Annotated in this window: 22 protein-coding genes and 2 riboswitches; of the genes, 16 read left to right on the top strand and 6 right to left on the bottom strand. The window is 63.6% G+C overall.

The genetic code is table 11. The features are described from left to right. Positions 1 to 37: 37 nt before the first annotated feature. Complete coding sequence (nfuA, locus tag N4Q37_RS00890) at positions 38 to 622, top strand: Fe-S biogenesis protein NfuA (RefSeq protein WP_260954546.1); 585 nt, start codon at positions 38 to 40, stop codon at positions 620 to 622. A gap of 148 nt (positions 623 to 770) precedes the next feature. On the opposite strand, the gene cobM is transcribed toward nfuA, so the two are convergent. From cobM to N4Q37_RS00870, 4 genes are all read right to left on the bottom strand, one after another. After that, complete coding sequence (gene cobM, locus N4Q37_RS00885) at positions 771 to 1517, bottom strand: precorrin-4 C(11)-methyltransferase (RefSeq protein WP_260954545.1); 747 nt, start codon at positions 1515 to 1517, stop codon at positions 771 to 773. A gap of 74 nt (positions 1518 to 1591) precedes the next feature. After that, positions 1592 to 1996 carry a cobalamin biosynthesis protein gene (locus N4Q37_RS00880; protein ID WP_260954543.1) on the bottom strand — a complete coding sequence of 135 codons (405 nt, stop codon included), beginning with the start codon at positions 1994 to 1996 and terminating at the stop codon, positions 1592 to 1594. Then, complete coding sequence (locus tag N4Q37_RS00875; RefSeq protein ID WP_260954542.1) at positions 1993 to 2688, bottom strand: CbtA family protein; 696 nt, start codon at positions 2686 to 2688, stop codon at positions 1993 to 1995. The genes N4Q37_RS00880 and N4Q37_RS00875 overlap by 4 nt, the downstream gene beginning before the upstream one ends. Before the next feature lie 11 nt (positions 2689 to 2699). After that, complete coding sequence (locus N4Q37_RS00870; protein ID WP_260954541.1) at positions 2700 to 2888, bottom strand: CbtB domain-containing protein; 189 nt, start codon at positions 2886 to 2888, stop codon at positions 2700 to 2702. A gap of 100 nt (positions 2889 to 2988) precedes the next feature. After that, a riboswitch (cobalamin riboswitch) is annotated at positions 2989 to 3211 on the bottom strand. Positions 3212 to 3417: 206 nt separating this feature from the next. Beyond that, positions 3418 to 3645, top strand: a riboswitch (cobalamin riboswitch). 108 nt (positions 3646 to 3753) lie between these two features. On the opposite strand from N4Q37_RS00870, the gene cobW reads away from it, so the two are divergent. The 15 genes from cobW (at position 3754) to N4Q37_RS00795 (ending at position 19648) form a co-directional block, all read left to right on the top strand. Then, a complete protein-coding gene (gene cobW, locus N4Q37_RS00865) occupies positions 3754 to 4818 on the top strand; it encodes a cobalamin biosynthesis protein CobW (protein WP_313958305.1) in 1065 nt (354 codons plus the stop codon). A gap of 3 nt (positions 4819 to 4821) precedes the next feature. Next, a complete protein-coding gene (cobN, locus tag N4Q37_RS00860; protein WP_260954539.1) occupies positions 4822 to 8595 on the top strand; it encodes a cobaltochelatase subunit CobN in 3774 nt (1257 codons plus the stop codon). A 113-nt stretch (positions 8596 to 8708) separates the two neighbouring features. After that, the gene (locus N4Q37_RS00855) at positions 8709 to 9710 is read left to right on the top strand and encodes an ATP-binding protein (protein WP_260954538.1); all 1002 of its coding nucleotides are present in this window, start codon (positions 8709 to 8711) and stop codon (positions 9708 to 9710) included. 101 nt (positions 9711 to 9811) lie between these two features. After that, entirely contained in the window at positions 9812 to 10363 is a 552-nt protein-coding gene (locus N4Q37_RS00850; protein ID WP_260954536.1) for a vWA domain-containing protein, read from the top strand. Between the two features lie 219 nt (positions 10364 to 10582). Beyond that, positions 10583 to 12229 carry a phospholipase D-like domain-containing protein gene (locus N4Q37_RS00845; protein ID WP_260954535.1) on the top strand — a complete coding sequence of 549 codons (1647 nt, stop codon included), beginning with the start codon at positions 10583 to 10585 and terminating at the stop codon, positions 12227 to 12229. 66 nt (positions 12230 to 12295) lie between these two features. Next, positions 12296 to 12544 carry a type II toxin-antitoxin system Phd/YefM family antitoxin gene (locus N4Q37_RS00840; protein ID WP_260954533.1) on the top strand — a complete coding sequence of 83 codons (249 nt, stop codon included), beginning with the start codon at positions 12296 to 12298 and terminating at the stop codon, positions 12542 to 12544. Continuing rightward, the gene (locus N4Q37_RS00835; protein WP_260954531.1) at positions 12534 to 12815 is read left to right on the top strand and encodes a type II toxin-antitoxin system RelE family toxin; all 282 of its coding nucleotides are present in this window, start codon (positions 12534 to 12536) and stop codon (positions 12813 to 12815) included. Before N4Q37_RS00840 ends, N4Q37_RS00835 begins: the two co-directional genes overlap by 11 nt. 281 nt (positions 12816 to 13096) lie before the next feature. Next, positions 13097 to 13945, top strand: coding sequence for a transporter substrate-binding domain-containing protein (locus tag N4Q37_RS00830; RefSeq protein WP_260954530.1), 849 nt, complete (start codon positions 13097 to 13099; stop codon positions 13943 to 13945). Positions 13946 to 13998: 53 nt separating this feature from the next. After that, the gene (locus N4Q37_RS00825) at positions 13999 to 14661 is read left to right on the top strand and encodes an amino acid ABC transporter permease (RefSeq protein WP_260954529.1); all 663 of its coding nucleotides are present in this window, start codon (positions 13999 to 14001) and stop codon (positions 14659 to 14661) included. A 9-nt stretch (positions 14662 to 14670) separates the two neighbouring features. Continuing rightward, on the top strand, positions 14671 to 15333 hold the full coding sequence (locus tag N4Q37_RS00820) for an amino acid ABC transporter permease (RefSeq protein ID WP_260954528.1): 663 nt from the start codon (positions 14671 to 14673) through the stop codon (positions 15331 to 15333). Then, complete coding sequence (locus N4Q37_RS00815; RefSeq protein ID WP_260954527.1) at positions 15330 to 16121, top strand: amino acid ABC transporter ATP-binding protein; 792 nt, start codon at positions 15330 to 15332, stop codon at positions 16119 to 16121. The genes N4Q37_RS00820 and N4Q37_RS00815 overlap by 4 nt, the downstream gene beginning before the upstream one ends. Before the next feature lie 23 nt (positions 16122 to 16144). Next, positions 16145 to 16531, top strand: coding sequence for a RidA family protein (locus N4Q37_RS00810; RefSeq protein ID WP_260954526.1), 387 nt, complete (start codon positions 16145 to 16147; stop codon positions 16529 to 16531). Between the two features lie 134 nt (positions 16532 to 16665). Beyond that, positions 16666 to 17430 carry an IclR family transcriptional regulator gene (locus N4Q37_RS00805; RefSeq protein WP_260954525.1) on the top strand — a complete coding sequence of 255 codons (765 nt, stop codon included), beginning with the start codon at positions 16666 to 16668 and terminating at the stop codon, positions 17428 to 17430. Positions 17431 to 17459: 29 nt separating this feature from the next. Then, positions 17460 to 18677: an amino acid deaminase gene (locus tag N4Q37_RS00800; protein ID WP_260954523.1), complete on the top strand. Its 1218-nt coding sequence runs from the start codon at positions 17460 to 17462 to the stop codon at positions 18675 to 18677. A gap of 53 nt (positions 18678 to 18730) precedes the next feature. After that, positions 18731 to 19648 (top strand): sugar kinase, encoded by a 918-nt coding sequence (locus N4Q37_RS00795; protein WP_260954521.1) that lies wholly within the window; start codon positions 18731 to 18733, stop codon positions 19646 to 19648. 49 nt (positions 19649 to 19697) lie between these two features. Here N4Q37_RS00795 and N4Q37_RS00790 read toward each other — a convergent pair whose 3' ends face one another. Continuing rightward, entirely contained in the window at positions 19698 to 19973 is a 276-nt protein-coding gene (locus N4Q37_RS00790) for a peptidylprolyl isomerase (protein ID WP_003182808.1), read from the bottom strand. A 185-nt stretch (positions 19974 to 20158) separates the two neighbouring features. Then, positions 20159 to 22321 (bottom strand): response regulator, encoded by a 2163-nt coding sequence (locus N4Q37_RS00785; protein ID WP_260954510.1) that lies wholly within the window; start codon positions 22319 to 22321, stop codon positions 20159 to 20161. Positions 22322 to 22374 lie beyond the last annotated feature (53 nt).

Raw genomic sequence — 22374 nt, 5'->3', positions numbered from 1 at the left:
TTGGCGTAAACTGCCGGCAAGCCTGTGAGGAGTTCCCATGACTGCCATAACCATTACCGATGCCGCCCACGATTACCTGGCCGACCTGCTGTCCAAGCAGAACACCCCGGGGATCGGGATCCGCATCTTCATCACCCAGCCCGGCACCCAGTACGCAGAAACCTGCATTGCTTACTGCAAGCCCGGGGAAGAGAAACCCGAAGACACTGCGCTGGGGCTCAAGAGCTTCACGGCCTACATCGACTCGTTCAGCGAAGCATTCCTGGACGACGCCGTGGTCGACTATGCCACCGACCGCATGGGCGGCCAATTGACCATCAAGGCGCCGAACGCCAAGGTGCCGATGGTCAACGCCGACAGCCCGATCAACGAGCGCATCAACTACTACTTGCAGACCGAGATCAACCCCGGGCTGGCCAGCCACGGTGGTCAGGTTTCGCTGATCGATGTAGTGGAAGACGGCATCGCCGTGCTCCAGTTCGGTGGCGGCTGCCAGGGTTGCGGCCAGGCCGACGTGACCCTCAAGGAAGGTATCGAGCGCACCTTGCTCGAGCGTATCCCTGAGCTCAAGGGCGTGCGCGACGTGACCGACCACTCGCAGAAAGAAAACGCCTACTACTGATAGGTGTTCGCTGCGAATATAAAAAACGGTGCCCGTGAGCACCGTTTTTTTATGGGCGCAGTTCTATTCGACACCCTGGCAAACGCATCTACCGCTATCGCGAGCAGGCTCGCCCCCACAGTGGGCAGGCCGAGGCTTGTTGATCGAGTCAGGGCCGGTAGAGATGTGCATGCCCGGCACGGTACAGCGACGACTCGCTGAACACATCATTGCCCAATACCCGTCCCACCAGGATCAGCGCCGTGCGGCGAAAGCCCTTGGCCTGCGCTTTTTCGGCGATGTCCGTCAAGGTGCCCACCACCCAATCCTGATCCGGCCAGGTCGCCCGATGGATCACGGCGATCGGGCAATCCGCGCCGTAGTGAGGCAACAACTCACTGACGATTTTTTCCAGATGATTGACCCCCAGGTGAATCGCCATGGTCGCGCCGTGCTGCGCCAGGCTGGCCAGTTCTTCCCCGGCGGGCATCGCGGTCTTGTCCGCATAGCGCGTGAGAATCACGCTTTGGGACACATCGGGCAAGGTCAGTTCGGCGCCCAGCAGGGCGGCGCAGGCTGACATGGCGGTCACGCCCGGAATGATCTCGAAAGGAATACCCAATTCCCGCAGGCAGCGGATCTGTTCGCCGATGGCACCGTACAGGCTCGGGTCGCCGGAATGCACCCGGGCCACGTCCTGGCCTCTGTGGTGGGCGGCCGCGATCAGTTCGATGATCTGTTCCAGGTGCAGTTCGGCGCTGTTGATCACCTGTTCGGCACAATGCCCCTCCAGCACGGCCTTGGGCACCAGGGAGCCGGCATAAATGATCACCGGGCACTGGCGGATCAGTCGCTGGCCCTTGACGGTGATAAGTTCAGGGTCGCCCGGGCCGGCGCCGATGAAGTAGACGGTCATGACTGGCTCCTGTGGAAGGTGGGAAGGTGCCCAGATGAAGATCGCTCATGATCCGGCGGGCCGATTATCGGGATTTACGCGACAACCGCCAATGCCAACGTGCTCTTGGGGCCTCGTTGGCGAGTGATCAGCAGCGTTGCGGGTGATGTGCCCAGCTGGTCGGCCAGGGCGAGGGCGGCGCTTTCGGCGATGCCGTAGCAACCGGTCCGCTCGTAGGCGATCTCGGAAAGATGGCTGAGCCGTGGTTGATAACCGGCCAGATGCTCGGCACTGAAGCAGATCAGCGGCAGGGCCAATTGTCCGGCCAGTTCCAGCAACCCGGGCTCGTCCTGCTTGAGGTCGATGCTGGCCAGGCCCTGCACCTGCTGAAGCTCGATGCCGTGGGCCAGCAGCGCCTGTTCGAGCAAGGCGCGCAACGTGCTGGCCGGACAACCGCGTTGGCAACCCAAACCGACCACCAGGATCGGCTCGCTGCTCATGCGTCGTGGTGGGCCTGGTCGCCGCGGCGGAACAGCCAGGCGCTGATCAGGCCCAGGGCCAGCCAGAACGCGACGTTGGTCAGTTGCGAGGCGATCTTGAACTGGCTTTCCAGTGCTTCGGGCGCCAGCATCGAGTGCACTTCAGGCTGCGGTGCGCCGATCACATGGGGTACCAGCAAGGTTGCCAGGCCCAGCAGCTTGAGCAACCAGTGCCGGCCGAAAGCGATCAGGGCGATGCCCACCGCCGTGGACGCGGCGGTGCCGATCCACCACATCTGCCGCTGGGCCAGGTCGGCCGCCGCGGTGCCGGGCAGTTCCGGCGGCAGGCCGAGGGTCGGCGCCAGGACGAACGTGGCATAGCCGGCCAGGCCCCAGAGCAGGCCTTGGGACGTCCGAGTCGGTGCGCGCAAGGTGTACAGGCCCGCCAGCATCAGGGCGAAACCCACCGCGACCACCAGGTTGCCGCCGGTGGTGGACAACACGCGCTGCCAACCATCTTCCGGCTCCCAGGCCTCGGCGTCATGGGTGTGAGCGACACCATCGGCGTGTTCATGCACCTCGGCGGCGGGGGCCTTCTCATAGGTTTCGGCCTGCAGAATCAGCGGTGATACCCAGAAACTTTGCAGGAGGGTCAGCAGCAGGGCGGCCAGCAATCCGCTGAAACCGGCGGTCTGCGCGATACGCTTGATCATGTCGTCAGGTCTCAATGGCACGGAAAAGCGGCGCTGTGGCGGGTGTCGTGGGCGGCGTTGTGCACCGCTTCGATATGGGAAAAGCCGGCGAAATAGACCAGGCCGGCACCCAGGATCGAGGCGAGGATCGCGGCGCTCAGGCGTTGGCTCAGGGTGGCGGTACTGCGGGTGCTGTGGGCAATGCTGGTGATGGTCGACATGGCGCTTCCCTCTGTTGTTGTCCAGCGGGTGGATCGAGCGCAATGAAAACCCGGGCGAAGGTTCGCCAGGGTTCGAACAGCGCCCGCCCACCGCGGGTTTGTTGAGCATGTGTCATGGGCCGGTCTCCGGGCTCGCGAGGGGCGGGGCATGGGCCTCGCCTGCAAGCGTCACCTTCCCATGTCGTGGGACACAGTGGTTCAGACGCTTCGCTCGCTTACCGTTGCGGGGGCAGCACCGGACTGACGTGGCCTTGGAGTAAAGCACACGATTCACCGGTTTCCCGTTTCACCCTGTGAAGGGCACCCATAACTGATAGGCGCACAGGAGACCATGGGCGGGGGTGGGGCGTCAATTGGCAGGGGCAGGATCCGATGTGGAACAACCTGTGGGAGCAAAGCTTGCTCGCGATCCAGGCAGCGCGGTCCTGACGGGTAAATCGCGGTATCGTTTATCGCGGGCAAGCCATGCTCACACAGTGTGAGTCGCGTTTGAGTCTGCTTCGGACATTGACCCGCCCCCACACCCTGCGTAGCCTTGCGCGTTCGAGGTTCTTCGGTGCGTGCGCCGGAGCTAAGAAGGGAACGCGGTCCAAGCCGCGGCTGCCCCCGCAACTGTGAACGGTGAGGTTTCTGCAAGGCCACTGTGCAAGCCCTTTATCAAGGCGCACGGGAAGGCGCAGTCAATGCCAGCCAGGCTTTGCATGAAAAGCCCTGGCCCGCCGTCAGCCAGGAGACCTGCCTCGAGACAGATTCTCACTACAACCGGGCGGGGTGATCCGGTGGCGAAATCTTCCGCGTGCTTGTGCCTGTGCTTGGGCCTGCGGCAGTCGTCCCGTTTGCCCGCCACCTTGCCAAAGGGCATCCGATGAAAACACTGGCCAAACTTCCCGTCACCATCGTCACCGGTTTCCTCGGCTCGGGTAAAACCACCCTGCTGCGGCACATGCTCGACAACGCCCAGGGTCGCCGCATTGCGGTGATCGTCAACGAGTTCGGCGAGCTGGGCATCGATGGCGAGATCCTCAAACAGTGCGCCATCGGTTGCACCGAAGAAGAAGCCAACGGCCGCGTCTACGAGCTGGCCAACGGCTGCCTGTGCTGCACGGTGCAGGAGGAGTTTTTCCCGGTGATGCGCGAGCTGGTTGCCCGCCGTGGCGACCTTGATCACATCCTGATCGAAACCTCCGGCCTGGCCCTGCCCAAGCCGTTGGTCCAGGCCTTCCAGTGGCCGGAAATCCGCAACGCCTGCACCGTCGACGCGGTGATCACCGTGGTCGACAGCCCGGCCGTGGCCGCTGGCACCTTCGCCGCGTTCCCCGATCAGGTCGATGCCCAGCGCAAACTCGATCCGAACCTGGACCACGAATCGCCACTGCACGAACTGTTCGCCGACCAATTGTCGAGCGCCGACCTGGTGATCCTCAACAAGGCTGACCTGATCAGCCCCGAAGACCTGGCGAAAGTCCGCCTGGAAGTGGCCGAGGAACTGCCGCCAGCGGTCAAGGTCATCGAAGCCAGCAGCGGGCGCCTGCCGCTGGACGTGCTGATCGGCCTGGGTGCCGGTTCCGAAGAACATATCGACAGCCGCCACAGTCATCACGACCACCACCATGACGGCGACGATGACGACCATGACCATGACGCCTTCGACTCCATTTCCATCGAACTGCCCCAGGCCGACGAAAGCCTGCTGCTCGACGCCCTGACACAACTGGTGGTCCAGCACGGCGTGCTGCGGGTCAAGGGTTTCGCCGCGATCCCGAACAAGCCGATGCGTTTGCTGGTGCAGGGTGTGGGCACGCGTTTCGACAAGCACTTCGACCGCCAATGGGGCGCCGATGAAGCCCGGGTTACCCGGCTGGTGCTGATCGGCCAGGCGCTGGATGCCGGCCAACTCGAAGCGCAATTGCGCGCTGCCCTCAGCGTCTAAGCCATGCACCTGCTCAGGACCCAGCCCGGCGGCTTTGTGTCGGATGACAACATCGCCGACCTGGGGCAGACCCCCGCCGAACTGGTGATCCTGTGCAGCGGCGATTCCAGCCTGGCGCTGTTGGCCGAGGCGGCGAAGCAGTTGCCGGGCGACTATCCCGAGTTTCGCCTCGCCAACCCGATGCAGGTGCAGAACCACGCTTCGGTGGACCTGTATTTCGAGGATGTGCTGCGCCACGCCAAGGTGATCCTGTTGTCGCTGCACGGCGGCATCGCGTATTGGCGCTACGGCATCGAGCGCCTGATGACGCTGGCGGCCCGTGGCGTGAAGCTGATCCTGGTGCCGGGGGACGATCGTCCGGATCCGGAACTCAGCGACCTGAGCAATGTACCCGCCGAGGACCGCGACCGGCTCTGGCAGTTCTTGCGCCAGGGCGGGCTGGGCAATGCCCTGGATCTGTTCTACAACCTCGGCAGCCAATGGTTCGGCCGTGATTACACCTGGCAAGCGCCGCAACCGCTGCCGCGCACGACGGTCTACCACCCGAAGAAAACCAGTGCCAGCCTCGACGATTGGCGGGGCGACTGGCAGGCCGACCAGCCCGTGGCGGCGCTGCTGTTCTATCGCTCTCATCTGCAAGCCGCCAATACCGCGTTCATCGACGTGTTCTGCCAACGCTTGCAAGCGGCGGGGCTCAATCCGCTGCCGATCGCCGTGGCGAGCCTCAAGGAAGCCGGTTGCCTGGCGCTTGTGGAGGATTGGCTGGACGAAGTACGGGCGGCGGTGATCCTCAACACCACCGGTTTCGCTCAATCGAGCCCGGAAGCCCCGCACCTGCGGCCGTTTCGTCGCGACATCCCGGTGATCCAGGCGATCTGCGCCCAGGACAACGAACCCGGCTGGCGCGCCAGCGAGCAGGGCTTGGGCCCGCGGGACCTGGCGATGCACATCGCCTTGCCGGAACTGGATGGGCGGATCATCAGCCGTCCCGTCAGCTTCAAGGACCTGGCCTGGCGCAGCGAGCGCAGCCAGAGCGACGTGGTCTGTTATCGGGCGGTGCCTGAGCGCATGGATTTCGTCGCCGAGCTGGCCCGGCGCTGGACCGCCCTGGCGCACCTGCCCAACGGGCAAAAGCGTATCGCCCTGATCCTCGCCAACTACCCGACCCGGGACGGTCGCATCGGCAACGGCGTCGGCCTGGATACCCCGGCGGCGGCGTTGAATATCTTGCGGGTGTTGCAGGCCGAAGGTTATCCGCTACCGGCAGAACTCCCCGTCAGCGGTACGGCGTTGATCCAGCAACTGCTGGGTGGGGTCAGTAACGACCTGGACAGCCTGGACCTGCGGCCCTGTCACCAGAGCCTGGCGCTGGAGGCCTACCAGGCGCTGTTCGACGCACTGCCCGAGGCCAATCGCCAAGCGGTGCTGGAACGCTGGGGCGCGCCCGAGCAGGACCCGATGTTCCGCGATGGTCGCCTGATGGTCGCCGGCCTGCGCCTTGGCCTGACATTCGTGGGTATTCAACCGGCGCGGGGTTATCAGGTCGATCCGAGTGCGGTGTACCACGACCCGGACCTGGTGCCGCCCCACGGTTACCTGGCGTTTTATTTCTGGTTGCGCCACACCTACGGCGTCCATGGCGTGATCCACGTCGGCAAGCACGGCAACCTCGAATGGCTGCCAGGCAAGGGCGTCGGGTTGTCGGAACACTGCTGGCCGGACGTGCTGCTGGGGCCGTTGCCGAATATCTATCCGTTCATCGTCAACGACCCGGGCGAGGGCGCCCAGGCCAAACGCCGCACCCAGGCGGTGATCATCGACCACTTGATGCCGCCGCTGACCCGCGCTGAAACCTATGGGCCGTTGCGTAACCTGGAGCTGCTGGCCGACGAATACTACGAGGCGCAGCTGCTCGATCCGCGCCGCGCCCGGGAGCTGCAACGGGACATTCTCAAGCTGGTGCGCGAGACCCACATCGACCGCGAACTGCAACTCGACGCCTCTCTGGACAGCGAGGCCGACGCGGCGATCTGGTTGCCGCGCCTGGACACTTACCTGTGCGACTTGAAGGAATCACAGATCCGCGACGGCCTGCACATTTTTGGCGAATCGCCCAGCGGACGGCTGCGCATCGACACCTTGCTGGCTCTGCTGCGCATCCCCCGAGGCGACGGCAAAGGTGCCCAATCAAGCTTGCTGCGGGCGCTGGCCAAGGCGTTCGACCTGGGTTTCGATCCGTTGGATTGCGTCCTGGCCGAGCCCTGGACCGGCGACTGTCCCGAAGCGTTGCGTCGGGTCAGCGTTGAGCCGTGGCGCACCACAGGTGATACACGCGAGCGCCTGGAGCTGTTTGCCGCGCAATTGATCGAGCAGGCGTTGGACGGTGTGGGCGAGTCATTGGCGGGGGCGGGCTGGGAAACGGTCAGCAGCATCATCGAACACCTGCGTTCGGTCGTCGCCCCGCGCCTGGACGCCTGTGGTCCGGCGGAAATGCGCGGTTTGCTCGATGCCCTCGGCGGACGCTTCGTGCCGGCCGGTCCCAGCGGCGCGCCGAGCCGTGGACGCCTGGACGTGCTGCCCACCGGGCGCAACTTCTTCTCGGTGGACGTGCGCAACCTGCCCACCACCACGGCGTGGCGCATTGGTTTCCAGTCGGCGAACCTGATCCTCGAGCGGCATTTACAGGACCACGGCGACCACCTGCGCCAACTCGGCCTGTCGGTGTGGGGCACCGCCACCATGCGCACTGGCGGTGATGACATCGCCCAGGCCATGGCGCTGATGGGTGTGCGTCCGGTGTGGGCCACCGGTAGCCAGCGGGTCGATGATTTCGAAATCCTGCCACTGAGCCTGCTGGATCGGCCACGGGTCGATGTGACGTTGCGGGTGTCGGGGTTCTTCCGGGATGCGTTTGCCAACCTGATCCGTTTGTTCGACGCGGCGGTGCAGGCCGTTGCGGCCCTGGACGAGCCCGACGATATGAACCCCCTGGCGGCGAAGGTGCGCAGCGAACGCGAAGCCTTGCGGGCGTCGGGGCTTGAGCCGGAGGCAGCGGCCCGCCAGGCCGGTTGGCGGATCTTCGGCGCCAAGCCCGGTGCCTACGGCGCGGGCGTGCAAGGCGCCATCGACGGTCGCTTGTGGCAGAGCCGCGAGGACCTGGCCGAGGTGTACCTGAATTGGGGAGGCTACGCTTATGGCGGCAGTGATGACGGTACCGCGGCCCGTGAGTCGTTTTCCCGACGCCTGCGCCAGGTGCAAGCGGTGCTGCAGAACCAGGACAACCGCGAGCACGATTTGCTCGATTCCAACGATTACTACCAGTTCCAGGGCGGCATGCTGGCGGCGGTCGAGAGCCTCAGTGGCGAAGCAGCGGCCAGTTACCATGGCGATCACAGCCAGCCGGACTTGCCGAAAATCCGCACCCTGAAGGAAGAGCTCAACCGCGTCATCCGTTCCCGCGCGGCCAACCCGAAATGGATCGAGGGGGTCAAGCGTCACGGCTATAAAGGCGCGTTCGAACTGGCGGCGACGGTGGATAACCTGTTCGCTTTCGACGCCACCACGCAGTTGATCGACGATCACCAGTACGCCTTGCTGGCTGATGCCTACTTGCTCGACCCGGACACCCGGGATTTCGTCCGCCAGCACAACCCCGATGCCCTGCGGGATATGACCGAGCGCCTGCTCGAAGCGCAACAGCGGGGGATGTGGCAGGCACCCGGCGAATATCGCGAGGCGCTGGAGAATTTGTTGTTGGACATTGAAGAAGATGGCTGACGTGCAGGATCGGCAGCCCGAATTCTCTCTCTGTGGGAGCAAAGCCTTGCTCCCTCACTGTAGGCTCTCGCCACAAGCATGCTGTTCAACCGACCACCCATGAGACATTCAACATGATCCACACCCCTCATTTCCCACTCTGCGCCGTGGTCGGTGCCGATGACCTGAAACTGGCCCTGTGCCTGGCGGCCATCGACCCGAAAATCGGCGGTCTGCTGATCGAAGGTCCGCGCGGCATGGCCAAATCCACCTTGGCTCGGGGCTTGGCGGATTTGCTGGCCAGCGGTCAGTTCGTCACCTTGCCCCTGGGCGCCACCGAGGAGCGGCTGGTGGGCACCCTGGACCTGGACGCGGCCCTGGGGGAAGGGCGCGCGCAATTCTCGCCCGGCGTGCTGGCCAAGGCCGACGGCGGCGTGTTGTACGTCGATGAGGTGAACCTGCTGCCCGATCACCTGGTGGACCTGCTGCTGGACGTCGCCGCCAGCGGCACCAACCTGGTCGAGCGCGACGGCATTTCCCACCGGCATCCGGCGCGCTTCGTGCTGATCGGCACCATGAACCCGGAAGAGGGCGAGTTGCGCCCGCAATTGCTCGACCGTTTTGGCCTGAACGTCGCCCTCGACGGCCACACAGTGCCGGCGGAACGCGGTCAGATCATTCGCCGACGGCTGGATTTCGACAGCGACCCGGCGGCCTTCTGCGCGCAATGGGCGGCGGCCCAGCAACAATTGCGCGAGCGTTGCCAGCAGGCGCGCGAGCGGTTGGCCGGGATTGCCCTGGACGATTGGGCACTGGCGCAGATCACCGAGCGTTGCTATGCCGCCGGGGTCGATGGCTTGCGCGCCGATCTGGTCTGGCTGCGGGCCGCCCGGGCCCACGCCGCCTGGCGTGGCGCGGATGCTATTGCCGAACAAGACATCGATGCGGTGGCCGAATTCGCCTTGCGCCATCGTCGGCGCGAGCATTCGGCTCCGGCGCCATCCCCGGCGCCTTCATCGGGGGGGAGCGAAACCACCCCATCGAACGAGGGCCAGGGCCAGTGGGGCGACCTGCCGGCCCGGGCACTGCCGACCGGCGCCCGGCGTGACGTGCCGAGCTGGCCAAAAAAGCCCTAGGCATTCGCCCCCGTTCGCCTGCGGGGGCGGATGCCAGACCCCGTGCCGGACGCCTCGAGCAGGGCCGCCAGGGCCGCAGCAAAGCGGCGGCTAGCGGTGCGGTGAATTGGCCGGGCACTTTGCTCAAGGGGCGTCCTCGACAGCGCGAAGATCTGGCTTTTCATCGACGTCAGCGTTCGTCCCATGAACTGTGGCTGGTCATCGTCGACGCCTCGGCTTCGACCCGTCGTCATCGGGCCTTGAGCGATGGCAAGGGTCTGCTGGCGCAACTGTTCGACGACGCTTACCGCCAACGCGCCCGCCTGGCATTGCTGACAGCCAGCGGCACGACGCCCGACTGGCAAGTGCAAGGGCTCAAGGCTTCGGCGGGCCTGCGCGATTGGCTCGATGGGCTGGACGCCGGAGGCGGGACGCCGTTGCTGGCGGCGCTGCACGAGGCCCGTCGCTGGCTGGTGGCGCGACGCAAGCGTTACCCGGCGGAGCAGCAGCGGGTGTTGGTGATGACCGACGGGCGGGTGAAAGACGGTTTATCGGTGCCGGTCCTGGATTGCCCCAGCCTGCTGATCGATATCGAACGCGGCCCGATTCGCCTGGGCCGGGCCCGGCAGTTGGCGGGGCTTTTGGGGGCTGAGTACCGGCATATTGATGGCTGACACCCTCGGTGGCGGGAGCAAGCCCTCTCTGTGTGAGCAAGCTATCTCTATGTGGGAGCAAGGCTTGCCCGCGATGAAGGCGATGCGGTCTCACTGCTTGCGATAGCCTCCACTCGATCCGGGATCTATCCGCTTAATTCCCATCACTGCACTAATCCCTATCACTGCACTAATCCCCATCACTGCACTATGCTCAGCCAACCCTCACAGGAGTGAACCATGCGCGTACTCGTCACCAACGCCCAGGATGATTTTCGGGTCAAGGCGTATGCCGGTACCAACGGCGTGCTGCTCGCCATGGACCTGGCCGAACACCGACGCAAGGGCTTGCTGGGTTTCGCTATCGAGAAGCAGCAGGGAGGCAAGCCCTGGCTGTTCCTGTTCAACAGCCTGACCTTCCCCGACAAGGCCCACACGTTTCCCCAGTTCCACGCCACGCCCAGCGACAAGGCGCCGTTGCAGAAATTCCGCTGGGCCGACTACGCCGTCAACCCTGGGGTGACCCTGCACTATCGTGTGCACCTGGCCTATGGCAGCCCCGATGCCCCGCAATTGGGGGAGGCCCTGGAAATCACGGTCACCAGCGACGACGGCCAGCCTGCCAACCAAGGGGTGATCTTCAATCGTGCGGTGGCCGCCAGCCAGGCGTTCCAGCGCAAGTTTCCGGAAGTGGACGCGCTGATCAGCGCCAACAAGAACCTGTCCATCGATGACTGGCCCGACGCACCGCGCCGCTGGCTGGAAAATGGCCTGCTGGGGCGCTTGATCGGGTTTATCGACCGGGCGTTGGACGCCAGTTGGGCGTTGGATGTCGCTATCTACGAGTACGAATTGCCGGTGATCGTCGACGCGGTGATGGCTGCTCACGCGCGTGGCGCCCGGGTGCGGGTGCTCTACCACGCCGAGCCGGGGGACGACACTACGGCGCGCAACGAAGCCAGCCTCGCGAATATGCCGGCGGCGAACAAGCGTGGGCGGGTCACCCAGAACATTTTCCATGACAAGTTCATTGTCCTGAGCAAAGTGGATGGCAGTGGTTCATTGCAGCCGGAAGCGGTGTTGTGCGGCAGCACCAATTTCACTGCCAATGGTGTCTACCGCCAGGCCAACGTCGTTCATGTGCTGGACGACCCTCGGGTGAGCGACAGCTACCACCAGGTGTTCGAGCAGATCTGGGCGGCGCCGCAGGACGTCGATGCCACACGCCAGTGGCTGACCCTGAACAACCCCATGGCGCCGCAAGAGCTGCTGTTCGCCGGGTTCTCGCCACGCACGGGCGAAGGCGACCTGGACCGCTTCGTCGAGATCATCAACGGCGCCCGCAAGGACTTGTTGTTCGTCACCGCCTTCGTGTTGCCCGACCGTATCCTCGACGCCTTGCTCGGCCAACCCAACGACGACGTGCTGCGCTACGGCCTGCAAAACACCAAGAGCCGCATCACCGGTTTCCATGCCGACCGCACCGCCGAATTCGCCGCCACCGCGCTGCTCAACACCGGCCTGGAAGGCTGGTTGCGGGAAAACATGAAAGGCCAGAAGGGCAACCTGCTGGTCCACACCAAGGCCATCGTCACCGATTTCACCAGCGACACACCGACCATCATCAGCGGCAGCCATAACCTGAGCGCCGCCGCCAGCGATGGCAACGACGAGAACTACCTGATCATCCAGGGCAATACCGACCTGGCCGACCGCTACGGGCTGGAACTGCTGCGCTTCTACGAGCATTACCGCTTTCGCTACTTCGCGAAACAGCTCGCCCTCAAGCAGGTCAGGCCGCTGGCAGTGGACGACAGCTGGAGCGATGACTATTACCGCGAGGGGGATTTGCGGATGTTGTCGAGGGTGAGGTTTTGCGGGCGCTGATGGGTGGTAAGCGATGTTTTGGAGTGCTACTTTTAGCACCATTAAAAGTACTCGAAGGGCCATTCCATGACGCATGTCGTGCTTTCTCAAGTAGTCGCCAGCATTTCCGAACTCAAGAAAAATCCGATGGGCACCGTAGCGGCGGGTGGGGGATTGTCCGTGGCGATCCTCAACCGTAACGAGCCGGCTTTTTATTGTGTCCCAGCCAAGGAGTATGAGGCCCTGATGGACAGGCTGGAGGACATGGAGCTGGCTGCTCTTTGCCGCGAGCGTGAAAACGACCCAACGATCAAGGTTTCTCTCGATGACCTATGAGTTGGAGTTTTCTGACAAAGCGTGGAAGGAGTGGCAAAAGCTGGGAGCAACGCTAAGAGAGCAGTTCAAAAAGAAGCTTGAAGAGCGACTGGTAAATCCGCATGTCCAGGCCGACCGTCTACACGGTTTGGGCAATGCCTATAAGATCAAGCTGCGCAGCGCAGGCTATCGGCTGGTTTATCGTGTGGTGGACGAAGTACTGGTCGTTACGGTGATTGCTGTTGGTAAGCGTGAGCGCGGTCAAGTTTACGATGAGGCCGCCAAGCGGTAGGTGGCCTGACTCCATGTAGGGATGCAGGCTCGCTGCCACAGGGTATGGCATGGCACCGATTTGGGGCCTCGCTACCCGCACCTCGTAGCCAACGGTAGCAATGGTGGGACAGTGTCCCAAGTCGTCCATGCACGGCTGGTTTCTCCATCTCCCTGATTCCATTCACTTTCCATTTTCCTCGCCCATGGGCATCGAGCCTGTGGCACACTTTCTGCTGTATATTCCGTTGTTACATACTATGTTCCGGTATAGCGGAATAAACCCATCCAGGAGTGCTTGCCATGCATTGCCGACTTTCCTTGTTCAAAGCGTGTGTTTTTCTCTTCGCGGCCACTACAGCCGCCATGGGTGTCGCCCAGGCGGCCGACAGCAAGCTGGACAGCGTGTTGCAGCGGGGAAAATTGATCGTGGGCACGGGCAGCACCAATGCGCCGTGGCACTTCCAGGGAGCGGATGGCAAGTTGCAGGGCTTTGATATCGACATTGCGCGGATGGTCGCCAAGGGGCTGTTCAATGACCCGGAGAAAGTCGAGTTCGTGGTGCAGTCTTCCGATGCGCGGATCCCCAACCTGATGACCGATAAGGTCGACATGAGCTGCCAGTTCATCACCGTCACCGCCAGCCGTGCCCAGCAAGTGGCGTTCACCTTGCCGTACTACCGCGAAGGGGTGGGCCTGTTGTTGCCGGCCAACAGCAAGTACAAGGAAATCGACGACCTGAAGGCTGCTGGCGACGGTGTCTCCGTGGCGGTGTTGCAGAACGTCTACGCCGAAGAACTGGTGCACCAGGCGCTGCCCAAGGCCAAGGTCGATCAGTACGACAGCGTCGACCTGATGTATCAGGCGGTGAACTCCGGCCGCGCCGATGCAGCGGCCACGGACCAGTCCTCGGTCAAGTACCTGATGGTGCAGAATCCCGGACGCTATCGCAGCCCGGCCTACGCCTGGAGCCCGCAAACCTATGCCTGTGCGGTCAAGCGCGGCGACCAGGATTGGCTGAACTTCGTCAACACCACCTTGCATGAAGCCATGACAGGCGTGGAGTTCCCCACCTATGCGGCGTCGTTCAAGCAGTGGTTCGGCGTCGACCTGCCGTCACCGGCCATCGGTTTCCCCGTCGAATTCAAATGACCCTGTGAGCCCGGGGCGCCCTATGTGAGCGCCCCGTCGAGGTGCTGCCGACCATGAATTATCAGTTGAACTTTGCCGCCGTCTGGCGCGATTTCGACACCTTGCTGGCGGGGCTCGGCCTTGGGCTTGGCCTGGCGTTGGTGTCGATCGCCATCGGTTGCGTGATCGGCCTGGCGATGGCGTTCGCGTTGCTGAGCAAGCATCGCGTCCTGCGGCTGCTGGCCTCGGTGTATGTCACGGTGATCCGTAATACGCCGATCCTGGTGTTGATCCTGTCGATTTACTTCGCCTTGCCGAGCCTGGGCATCCGCCTGGACAAGCTGCCGTCATTCATCATCACGCTCTCGCTGTACGCCGGGGCCTACCTGACCGAAGTGTTCCGCGGCGGGTTGTTGAGCATCCACAAGGGCCAGCGCGAGGCGGGGCTGGCGATCGGGTTGGGCGAGTGGCAAGTGAAGGCCTATATCACCGTGCCGGTGATGCTACGCAACGTGCTACCGGCCTTGTCGAACAACTTCATTTCACTGTTCAAGGACACGTCCCTGGCGGCGGCGATTGCCGTGCCGGAGCTGACTTATTACGCGCGCAAGATCAACGTGGAGAGCTACCGGGTGATCGAAACCTGGTTGGTGACCACGGCCCTGTATGTCGCCGCCTGTTACCTCATTGCCATGCTGTTGCGTTATTTCGAGCAGCGTCTGGCGATCCGCCGTTAGGAGCGTCCCATGTACGAATCCCCCAGTTGGTTGCATGAGTTGTGGGTCGCCCGGGATACCCTGTGGGCCGGTTTCCTGACCAGTGTGCAGTGCTCGGTGCTGGCGATTGTGCTGGGCACGTTGATTGGCCTTGTCGCCGGCCTGGTGCTGACCTACGGCCGGATCTGGATGCGCGCGCCGTTTCGCTTCTACGTTGACCTGATTCGCGGTACGCCAGTGTTCGTGCTGGTGCTGGCCTGCTTCTACATGGCCCCGGCGCTGGGCTGGCAGATCGGCGCGTTCCAGGCCGGGGTGCTGGGCCTGACGCTGTTCTGCGGTTCCCACGTCGCCGAGATCGTGCGCGGTGCCTTGCAGGCGTTGCCCCGTGGGCAGATGGAAGCGAGCCAGGCCATTGGCCTGACGTTTTTCCAGGCGCTGGGCTATGTGCTGTTGCCCCAGGCGTTGCGACAGATCCTGCCGACCTGGGTCAATTCCTCCACCGAGATCGTCAAGGCTTCGACGCTGCTGTCGGTGATCGGTGTCGCCGAGTTGCTGCTCAGCACCCAGCAGATCATCGCCCGGACCTTCATGACCCTGGAGTTCTACCTGTTCGCCGGGTTTCTCTTTTTCATCATCAATTACGCCATCGAGTTGCTCGGGCGGCACATTGAAAAGCGGGTGGCCTTGCCATGAATGATGTTTCGACTTCCCCCGATTCCCGACCGCTGCTGGACATTCGCGGCCTGCGCAAACAATACGGCCCGCTGGAAGTGCTCAAGGGCGTGGACCTGAGCATGCAACGCGGCAACGTTGTCACACTGATCGGCTCCAGCGGTTCGGGCAAGACCACACTGCTGCGCTGCGTCAACATGCTCGAAGAGTTCCAGGGCGGGCGGATCGTGCTCGACGGCGAATCCATCGGTTATGACGAAGTGGACGGCAAGCGCGTGCGCCATGCCGAGAAAGTCATCGCCCGGCACCGCGCAATGACCGGCATGGCGTTCCAGCAATTCAACCTGTTCCCGCACCTGACCGCGCTGCAGAACGTCACCCTGGGCCTGCTCAAGGTGAAGAAGCTGCACAAGGACGAGGCGGTGGCGCTGGCGGAGAAATGGCTGGAGCGGGTCGGCCTGCTGGAACGGCGCGATCACTTTCCCGGCCAGTTGTCCGGCGGCCAGCAACAGCGAGTGGCGATTGCCCGTGCGATTGCGATGAACCCCAGCCTGATGCTGTTCGACGAGGTGACCTCGGCCCTGGACCCGGAACTGGTGGGCGAAGTGCTGAACGTGATCAAGGGCCTGGCCGAAGACGGCATGACCATGTTGCTGGTGACGCACGAGATGCGCTTTGCCTTCGAGGTGTCCGACAAGATCGTCTTCATGAACCAGGGTCGCATCGAAGAACAGGGGCCGCCGAAAGAATTGTTCGAACGGCCACAATCGCCGCGCCTGGCGGAATTTCTCAAGAACACGCGTTTTTAACCCTATTTAAAGGAGGCATACCCATGAGCATTACGCGCTACGGCACTGGCAGCACCGCCGGCGGCGGCCAGCCACGGCCTTTCGCCCGCGCCGTGGAGGCTGATGGCTGGTTGCACGTGTCCGGCCAGGTGCCGGCGGTGGACGGCGAGATCATCGTCGGCGGGATCGTCGAGCAGACGCACCAGACCATGAAGAACCTGATCGCTATTCTCGAAGAGGCCGGGTACGGCCTGGAAGATGTGGTGCGCTGCGGCGTATGGCTGGACGATCCGCGGGACTTCTGGAGCTTCAACAAGGTCTTCGGCGAATACTTCAGCCCCGAACATGTCCCGGCCCGGGCTTGCGTGCAGGCGAGCATGATGGTCGATTGCAAGGTGGAGATCGATTGCATTGCCTACAAGAAAAAGTGAGGCCATCGCGGGCAAGCCTTGCTCCCACAAGATCAAGCTGTGCCTGTGGGAGCAAGGCTTGCCCGCGATAGCGATCTACCAGACGCCACAACTGTCTGGTTACACTCCCGGCCAACTGAATGGGAACCAAAGACATGACCGAAGACACCATCAAGCGCCGGGCCAAGGGACTGGATCGCGCGTTCGATATCCTCGATTTCCTCAAGGAAATCGGCCAGCCGCTGCGGCCGAACGACATTGCCAGCGGCATCGGCAGCCCCAAGTCCACCGTCTACGAGCTGGTGGCGTCGCTGCTGGAACGGCGCATCCTCGAACCGGTGGGCAAGGACGGTCACGTCTACCTGGGCCGCCAGTTGTATTTTCTCGGGCAGGCGCATTTACGCCATTTCGATTTGAGCCGCGAGGCTGACCAGGCCTTGCAGGAAATCGTGCGCCAGACCCGGGAAACCGCACAGATGTGTCTGCTCAACGGGCGCAAATACACCGTCGCGCTGATGAAGGAGGGCGAGCGACACTTTCGTATTTCCTCGGACATCGGGGAAAACGCGCCGATCCCCTGGACCGCGTCCGGCCGCCTGCTGCTGGCGCACTTGAGCGACCAGCAGATCGTCGATCTGATCGACCCCGACGATTTCATCCTGCCGGACGGCGAGCGCCTGCCGTTGGAGCAGTTCCTCAAGGAAATCCGTGAGGCCGGTGCCGAGGGGTTTTTCTCGTTCGATAGCGTCGCTGACACCTTCACCCACTGCTTCGCTGCGCCGGTCAAGGATCCCAGTGGTGTGGCCATCGCCACCCTGTGCATCGTCGCCCCACGGGCCGACGCCAAGAACAATTACGCCGACTACCGCCGGGTGCTGATCGAAAGCGCCAACAACCTGGCCCGTCGGATCAACGAATAAACAGCCACCGCTGCGTGAGGAGTTCGAACATGTCGTCTGTCATTCATAACGTCAGCGTCGAGAAAGGCGCGGCCAGCGTCGGCGCCCACCTGCTGCGCGACGTCAGCCTGCCGGCGTTGGTGCTGCATCGCGCGGCGCTTGCGCACAACATTCGCTGGATGCAGCAATTCGTCCGCGACAGCGGTGCCGAACTGGCGCCCCATGGCAAGACCAGCATGACACCGGCGCTGTTTCGCCGGCAGCTCGACGCCGGCGCCTGGGGCCTGACCCTTGCCACCGCAGTGCAGACCCGTGCCGGCTACGCCCACGGCGTGCGACGGGTGCTGATGGCCAACCAACTGGTGGGCACGCCGAACATGGCGTTGATCGCCGACCTGCTGGCCGACCCGGCGTTCGAATTCCATTGCCTGGTGGATCATCCGGACAACGTCGCTGACCTGGGCGCTTACTTCGCCTCTCGCGGCGTGCGGCTCAATGTGATGATCGAGTACGGCGTGGTCGGCGGCCGCTGTGGCTGCCGCAGCGAGGCCGAGGTGTTGGCGCTGGCCGAGGCGATCCGGGCGCAACCGGCACTGGCCTTGACCGGCATCGAAGGCTACGAGGGCGTCATTCACGGTGACCACGCCATCAGTGACATTCGCGCCTTTGCCGGGTCTTTGGTGCGGTTGGCGGTGCAGTTGCAGGACAACGGCGCCTTTGCCATCGCCAAACCGATCATCACCGCCTCGGGGTCGGCCTGGTATGACCTGATCGCCGAATCCTTCGAAGCCCAGAATGCCCACGGGCGTTTCCTCAGTGTGCTGCGCCCCGGCAGCTACGTGGCCCATGACCATGGCATCTACAAGCAAGCCCAGTGTTGCGTGCTCGAACGTCGCCATGACCTGCACGAAGGTCTGCAACCGGCCCTGGAGGTCTGGGCCCATGTGCAATCACTGCCGGAACCGGGTTTTGCGGTGATCGCCCTGGGCAAGCGCGACGTGGCCTACGACGCCGGGTTGCCGGTGCCGCTCATGCGCTACAAGGCTGGAGCGGATTCGGTTAGAGGGGATGACGTGAGTGGCTGCAAGGTGACGGCGGTGATGGATCAGCATGCGTTCATGAGCGTGGCGCCGGGGGTTGAGTTGCGCGTGGGGGACATTATTTCGTTTGGTACATCGCATCCATGCCTGACCTTCGACAAGTGGCGGGTGGGGTGCCTGGTGGATGAGCAGTTGCGGGTGGTCGAGTGTGTGGAAACTTGTTTCTAAGGCTTGCCCGCGATAGCAACCTCCCAGACACCCCAGAACCCTCAGGATGCCCCATGAGCAACCCCAAACCCCGCATCGCCCTGATCGGCGAATGCATGATCGAACTGCAGCAACGCGCTGACGGCAGCCTGCAACAAAGCTTCGGCGGTGACACTTTGAACACGGCGGTGTACCTGGCCCGTGCGCTGGGCGACAGAGGCGCGGTGGATTACGTCACGGCCCTGGGCGACGACAGTTTCAGCGACGCCATGTGCCAGGCCTGGGCCGCTGAGAACATCGGCCTGGACAGGGTCCAACGCCTGCCCGGGCGCCTGCCGGGGTTGTATTGCATCCAGACCGATGCGGCCGGTGAGCGGCGCTTTTTGTACTGGCGCAACGAGGCGGCGGTGCGTGAATGCTTCACCACGCCGGCGGCCGGGCCGATCCTGGCAGCGCTGCCGGATTACGACGTGCTGTATTTCAGCGGGATCACCCTGGCGGTGCTGGGCGAGCAGGGCCGCGCCAGGCTCATCGAGACCTTGGTCGAGGCGCGTCGGCGTGGGGCCCAGGTGGTGTTCGACAATAACTACCGGCCCAGGCTCTGGACCTCGGCCTGCGCGGCTCGGGCGGCGTACCGCAGCGTCCTGCCCTATGTGGGACTGGCGCTGCTGACCCTGGAAGACGAACAGGTGTTGTTCGGTCATGCCGACAGCGAGGCGGTGTTCGCCGCCTATGAGGAATTCGGCACGCCGGAAGTGGTGCTCAAGCGCGGCGCCGAGGCCTGCCTGATTCGTTGCGATGGCCAGGCCCATGAAGTGCCTGCCCGGCGGGTCGAGCGGGTGGCGGACACGACGGCAGCCGGGGACTCCTTCAGCGCCGCCTACCTGGCGAGTCGCTTGCTCGGCGGCAGCGCGGTGGAGGCGGCCGAGGCCGGGCATCTGCTGGCGAGCAGGGTGATTCAGGTGCCGGGGGCGTTGATTCCCAAGCAATGATCATGCATGGAATGGGGAGTACCCCGTGGCGTCCTGAAGGTAGGTCGCCTCAATCCCGATAAAACACCTGCACCAGGTGATACCCGAACTTGCTCTTGATCGGCCCATGCACCACCCGCAGTGGCTTCTTGAAAATCACCGCGTCGATCACGCCGACCATCTGCCCCGGACGCACCTCGCCGAGGTCGCCGCCGCGTTTGCCCGAGGGGCAGGTGGAGTATTTCTTGGCCAGCACATCGAAGGCTTCGCCTTTGGCGATGCGTTGCTTGAGCTGTTCGGCTTCTTCGGCGGTTTTCACCAGGATGTGGCGGGCTTGGGCTTTCATTGCAGCGGTGACCTGGGGTATGGGGCGGCGATTATGCCTCAGGCTTTGTACGAAAAGTGCCTGCGCGACGATCATTCTGCGTTGAAAACAGGCTCGGAATGCTCATTTACATCAGTAAACTCCGCTTCCTCGCCTGTTTTCGCCTTGCCTGATCGCCGCTCGGCGACTTTTCGTACAAGCCTCAGTCATGCGTCATGGTTGATCATCGCCCGTATCTTGTTCGCCAACTGATCCAGGGTGAAAGGCTTGGCGATCATGTCCATGCCGTGTTCGAGGAAGCCTTGGCGTTCGGCGGCTTTTTGCGCGTAGCCGGTCATGAACAGCACTTTCAGGCCGGGCCGGTGCTGGCGGGCGATCTCCGCCAGTTGCCGGCCATTCATGCCTGGCAGGCCGACATCGGTCACCAGCAGGTCGACGCGCTGCTCCGACTCCAGCTGCGCCAGCGCACCCTTGGCATCCTGAGCCTGCAAGGCGGTATAGCCGAGGTTCTCCAGCAGATCCAACACCAGCATCCGCACCGCCGGTTCGTCCTCCACCAGCAACACGGTTTCCCCGGCGATGGCCGGCGGGGCATCGACCGCCGTGGGTGACACCGGCTCTTCGGCGGGAGTGACGTGTAGCCGTGGCAGGTACAACTGCACCCGCGTGCCCTGGCCCGGGACACTGTCCAGGCTCAGGTGCCCGCCCGACTGCTGGGCAAAGCCGTAGATCATCGACAACCCCAGCCCGGTGCCCTGGCCGATGGGCTTGGTGGTGAAGAACGGGTCGAAGGCTTTCGCCAGCACCGAAGGGGTCATGCCGCTGCCGTTGTCGCGCACGGCGATCATGACGTAATCCCCGGCCTTGACCGGTTCCAGGTTGCTCAGGTCATTGCCGTCGAGGTAGATATTGGCGGTTTCGACGCTCAACTCGCCACCGTCGGGCATGGCGTCGCGCGCGTTGATCACCAGGTTGAGCAGGGCGTTCTCCAACTGGCTGGCGTCGGTGCTGACCGGCCACAGCTCATCGGCCAGTTGCAGGCGCAGGGCGATGTGATCGCCGGTGGTCCGGCTCAGCAGGTCTTCGAGTGAGCGGACCAGGGCATTGGCGTCCAGCGGTTTACGGTCCAGGGACTGGCGTCGGGAAAAGGCCAGCAACCGATGGGTCAGGGACGCGGCGCGATTGGCCGAAGACACGGCGGCTTCGGTGAAGCGACCGATTTCGTCGATGCGACCGTCGGCGATGTAGCGTTGCATCAGTTCCAGGCTGCCAAGGATGCCGGTGAGCATGTTATTGAAGTCATGGGCGATGCCGCCGGTCAGCTGGCCCACGGCTTCCATTTTCTGGGCATGACGCAACGCTTCTTCGGCGCGCTCGCGTTCGATCATCTCGTTTTGCAGGCGATGGTTGGCCTCGGCCAGTTGCCGGGTGCGGGCGATGACCCGTTCTTCAAGGGTTTCGTTGAGGTTGCGCAGGGCTTCCTCGGTTCGCTTGCGCTCGGTCAGGTCCAGCGCCGCGCCGAGAAACCGCTTGGGTCGGCCGTGGCGGTCCTTGTAGCAGCGACCGCGCACGAATACCCAGCGCAATTCGCCGTCGGCGTGCAACAGGCGGTACTCCTCGGCATATTCGGTGCCGTGGGTGATGCAGTGCTTGATGCTGCGGGTGACCATCGCCCGGTCTTCGGGGTGCACGCCTTCGAGGTAGGCGCTGATGGGCAACTGGCGCGACAACCGCGGTTCGACGCCGTGCAACAGGGCAAAGTGCTCGTCGGCAATGAAGCGGTCTTCGCTGATGTCCCAGTCCCAGGTACCCAACGCCTCGGCGGCGGCCAGGGCCAGTTGCAGCCGCTCTTCGCTTTCCTGCTGGGCCTTGAGGCTGGCCTCGGACCGTCGTTCGAACTCCAGGGCCATGCGTCGCCGTTCGCTGGTTTCGATCGCCGTGACCAGGATCCCGGCCACGTGTCCGCTTTCGTCGTGCACAGGGCCGTAGGTCAGGTCCAGCCAGACATCGCAAAGGCGCCCGGCAAACGGCAAGCGCCATAGCTGGTCGCGGCAACGGTGCGTCTGGCCTTGCAGCACGCGCTGGTAAATCGGTTCGGTGACGCTGCGCAGTTCCGGCCATGCGGTATGGGTCGGCTGGGCGAACGCACGCGGATGCTTGTCGCCGGCCAGCCGGGCAAAGGCGTCGTTGTAGACATGGACCAGTTGCGGTCCCCATAACAAGGCCATCGGCAGCGGGCAATGGAGCACCATGTCCACGGCCGTCCGCAGGCTCTGGGGCCAGGTCTGGGCAGCGCCCAGCGGACCGCTGGCCCAGTCCAGTCGGGCCATCAGGTTCGGTTTGTCGCTGCCGGTGGGTGTTGCATTCATCGGGCCATTCCTGGAGTTCATGTCGCTATCGCGGTGTCTACTATCCTGTGAAG

This window comes from Pseudomonas citri (assembly GCF_025336485.1).
Taxonomy (GTDB): Bacteria; Pseudomonadota; Gammaproteobacteria; order Pseudomonadales; family Pseudomonadaceae; genus Aquipseudomonas; species Aquipseudomonas citri.
This window is presented reverse-complemented; position numbering and strand designations above follow the sequence as displayed.

Coding starts and splice junctions, on each gene's coding strand:
- nfuA (WP_260954546.1), top strand. CDS start 38: ATGACTGCCATAACCATTACCGATGCCGCCCACGATTACCTGGCCGAC.
- cobM (WP_260954545.1), bottom strand. CDS start 1,517: ATGACCGTCTACTTCATCGGCGCCGGCCCGGGCGACCCTGAACTTATC.
- N4Q37_RS00880 (WP_260954543.1), bottom strand. CDS start 1,996: ATGAGCAGCGAGCCGATCCTGGTGGTCGGTTTGGGTTGCCAACGCGGT.
- N4Q37_RS00875 (WP_260954542.1), bottom strand. CDS start 2,688: ATGATCAAGCGTATCGCGCAGACCGCCGGTTTCAGCGGATTGCTGGCC.
- N4Q37_RS00870 (WP_260954541.1), bottom strand. CDS start 2,888: ATGTCGACCATCACCAGCATTGCCCACAGCACCCGCAGTACCGCCACC.
- cobW (WP_313958305.1), top strand. CDS start 3,754: ATGAAAACACTGGCCAAACTTCCCGTCACCATCGTCACCGGTTTCCTC.
- cobN (WP_260954539.1), top strand. CDS start 4,822: ATGCACCTGCTCAGGACCCAGCCCGGCGGCTTTGTGTCGGATGACAAC.
- N4Q37_RS00855 (WP_260954538.1), top strand. CDS start 8,709: ATGATCCACACCCCTCATTTCCCACTCTGCGCCGTGGTCGGTGCCGAT.
- N4Q37_RS00845 (WP_260954535.1), top strand. CDS start 10,583: ATGCGCGTACTCGTCACCAACGCCCAGGATGATTTTCGGGTCAAGGCG.
- N4Q37_RS00840 (WP_260954533.1), top strand. CDS start 12,296: ATGACGCATGTCGTGCTTTCTCAAGTAGTCGCCAGCATTTCCGAACTC.
- N4Q37_RS00835 (WP_260954531.1), top strand. CDS start 12,534: ATGACCTATGAGTTGGAGTTTTCTGACAAAGCGTGGAAGGAGTGGCAA.
- N4Q37_RS00830 (WP_260954530.1), top strand. CDS start 13,097: ATGCATTGCCGACTTTCCTTGTTCAAAGCGTGTGTTTTTCTCTTCGCG.
- N4Q37_RS00825 (WP_260954529.1), top strand. CDS start 13,999: ATGAATTATCAGTTGAACTTTGCCGCCGTCTGGCGCGATTTCGACACC.
- N4Q37_RS00820 (WP_260954528.1), top strand. CDS start 14,671: ATGTACGAATCCCCCAGTTGGTTGCATGAGTTGTGGGTCGCCCGGGAT.
- N4Q37_RS00815 (WP_260954527.1), top strand. CDS start 15,330: ATGAATGATGTTTCGACTTCCCCCGATTCCCGACCGCTGCTGGACATT.
- N4Q37_RS00810 (WP_260954526.1), top strand. CDS start 16,145: ATGAGCATTACGCGCTACGGCACTGGCAGCACCGCCGGCGGCGGCCAG.
- N4Q37_RS00805 (WP_260954525.1), top strand. CDS start 16,666: ATGACCGAAGACACCATCAAGCGCCGGGCCAAGGGACTGGATCGCGCG.
- N4Q37_RS00800 (WP_260954523.1), top strand. CDS start 17,460: ATGTCGTCTGTCATTCATAACGTCAGCGTCGAGAAAGGCGCGGCCAGC.
- N4Q37_RS00795 (WP_260954521.1), top strand. CDS start 18,731: ATGAGCAACCCCAAACCCCGCATCGCCCTGATCGGCGAATGCATGATC.
- N4Q37_RS00790 (WP_003182808.1), bottom strand. CDS start 19,973: ATGAAAGCCCAAGCCCGCCACATCCTGGTGAAAACCGCCGAAGAAGCC.
- N4Q37_RS00785 (WP_260954510.1), bottom strand. CDS start 22,321: ATGAATGCAACACCCACCGGCAGCGACAAACCGAACCTGATGGCCCGA.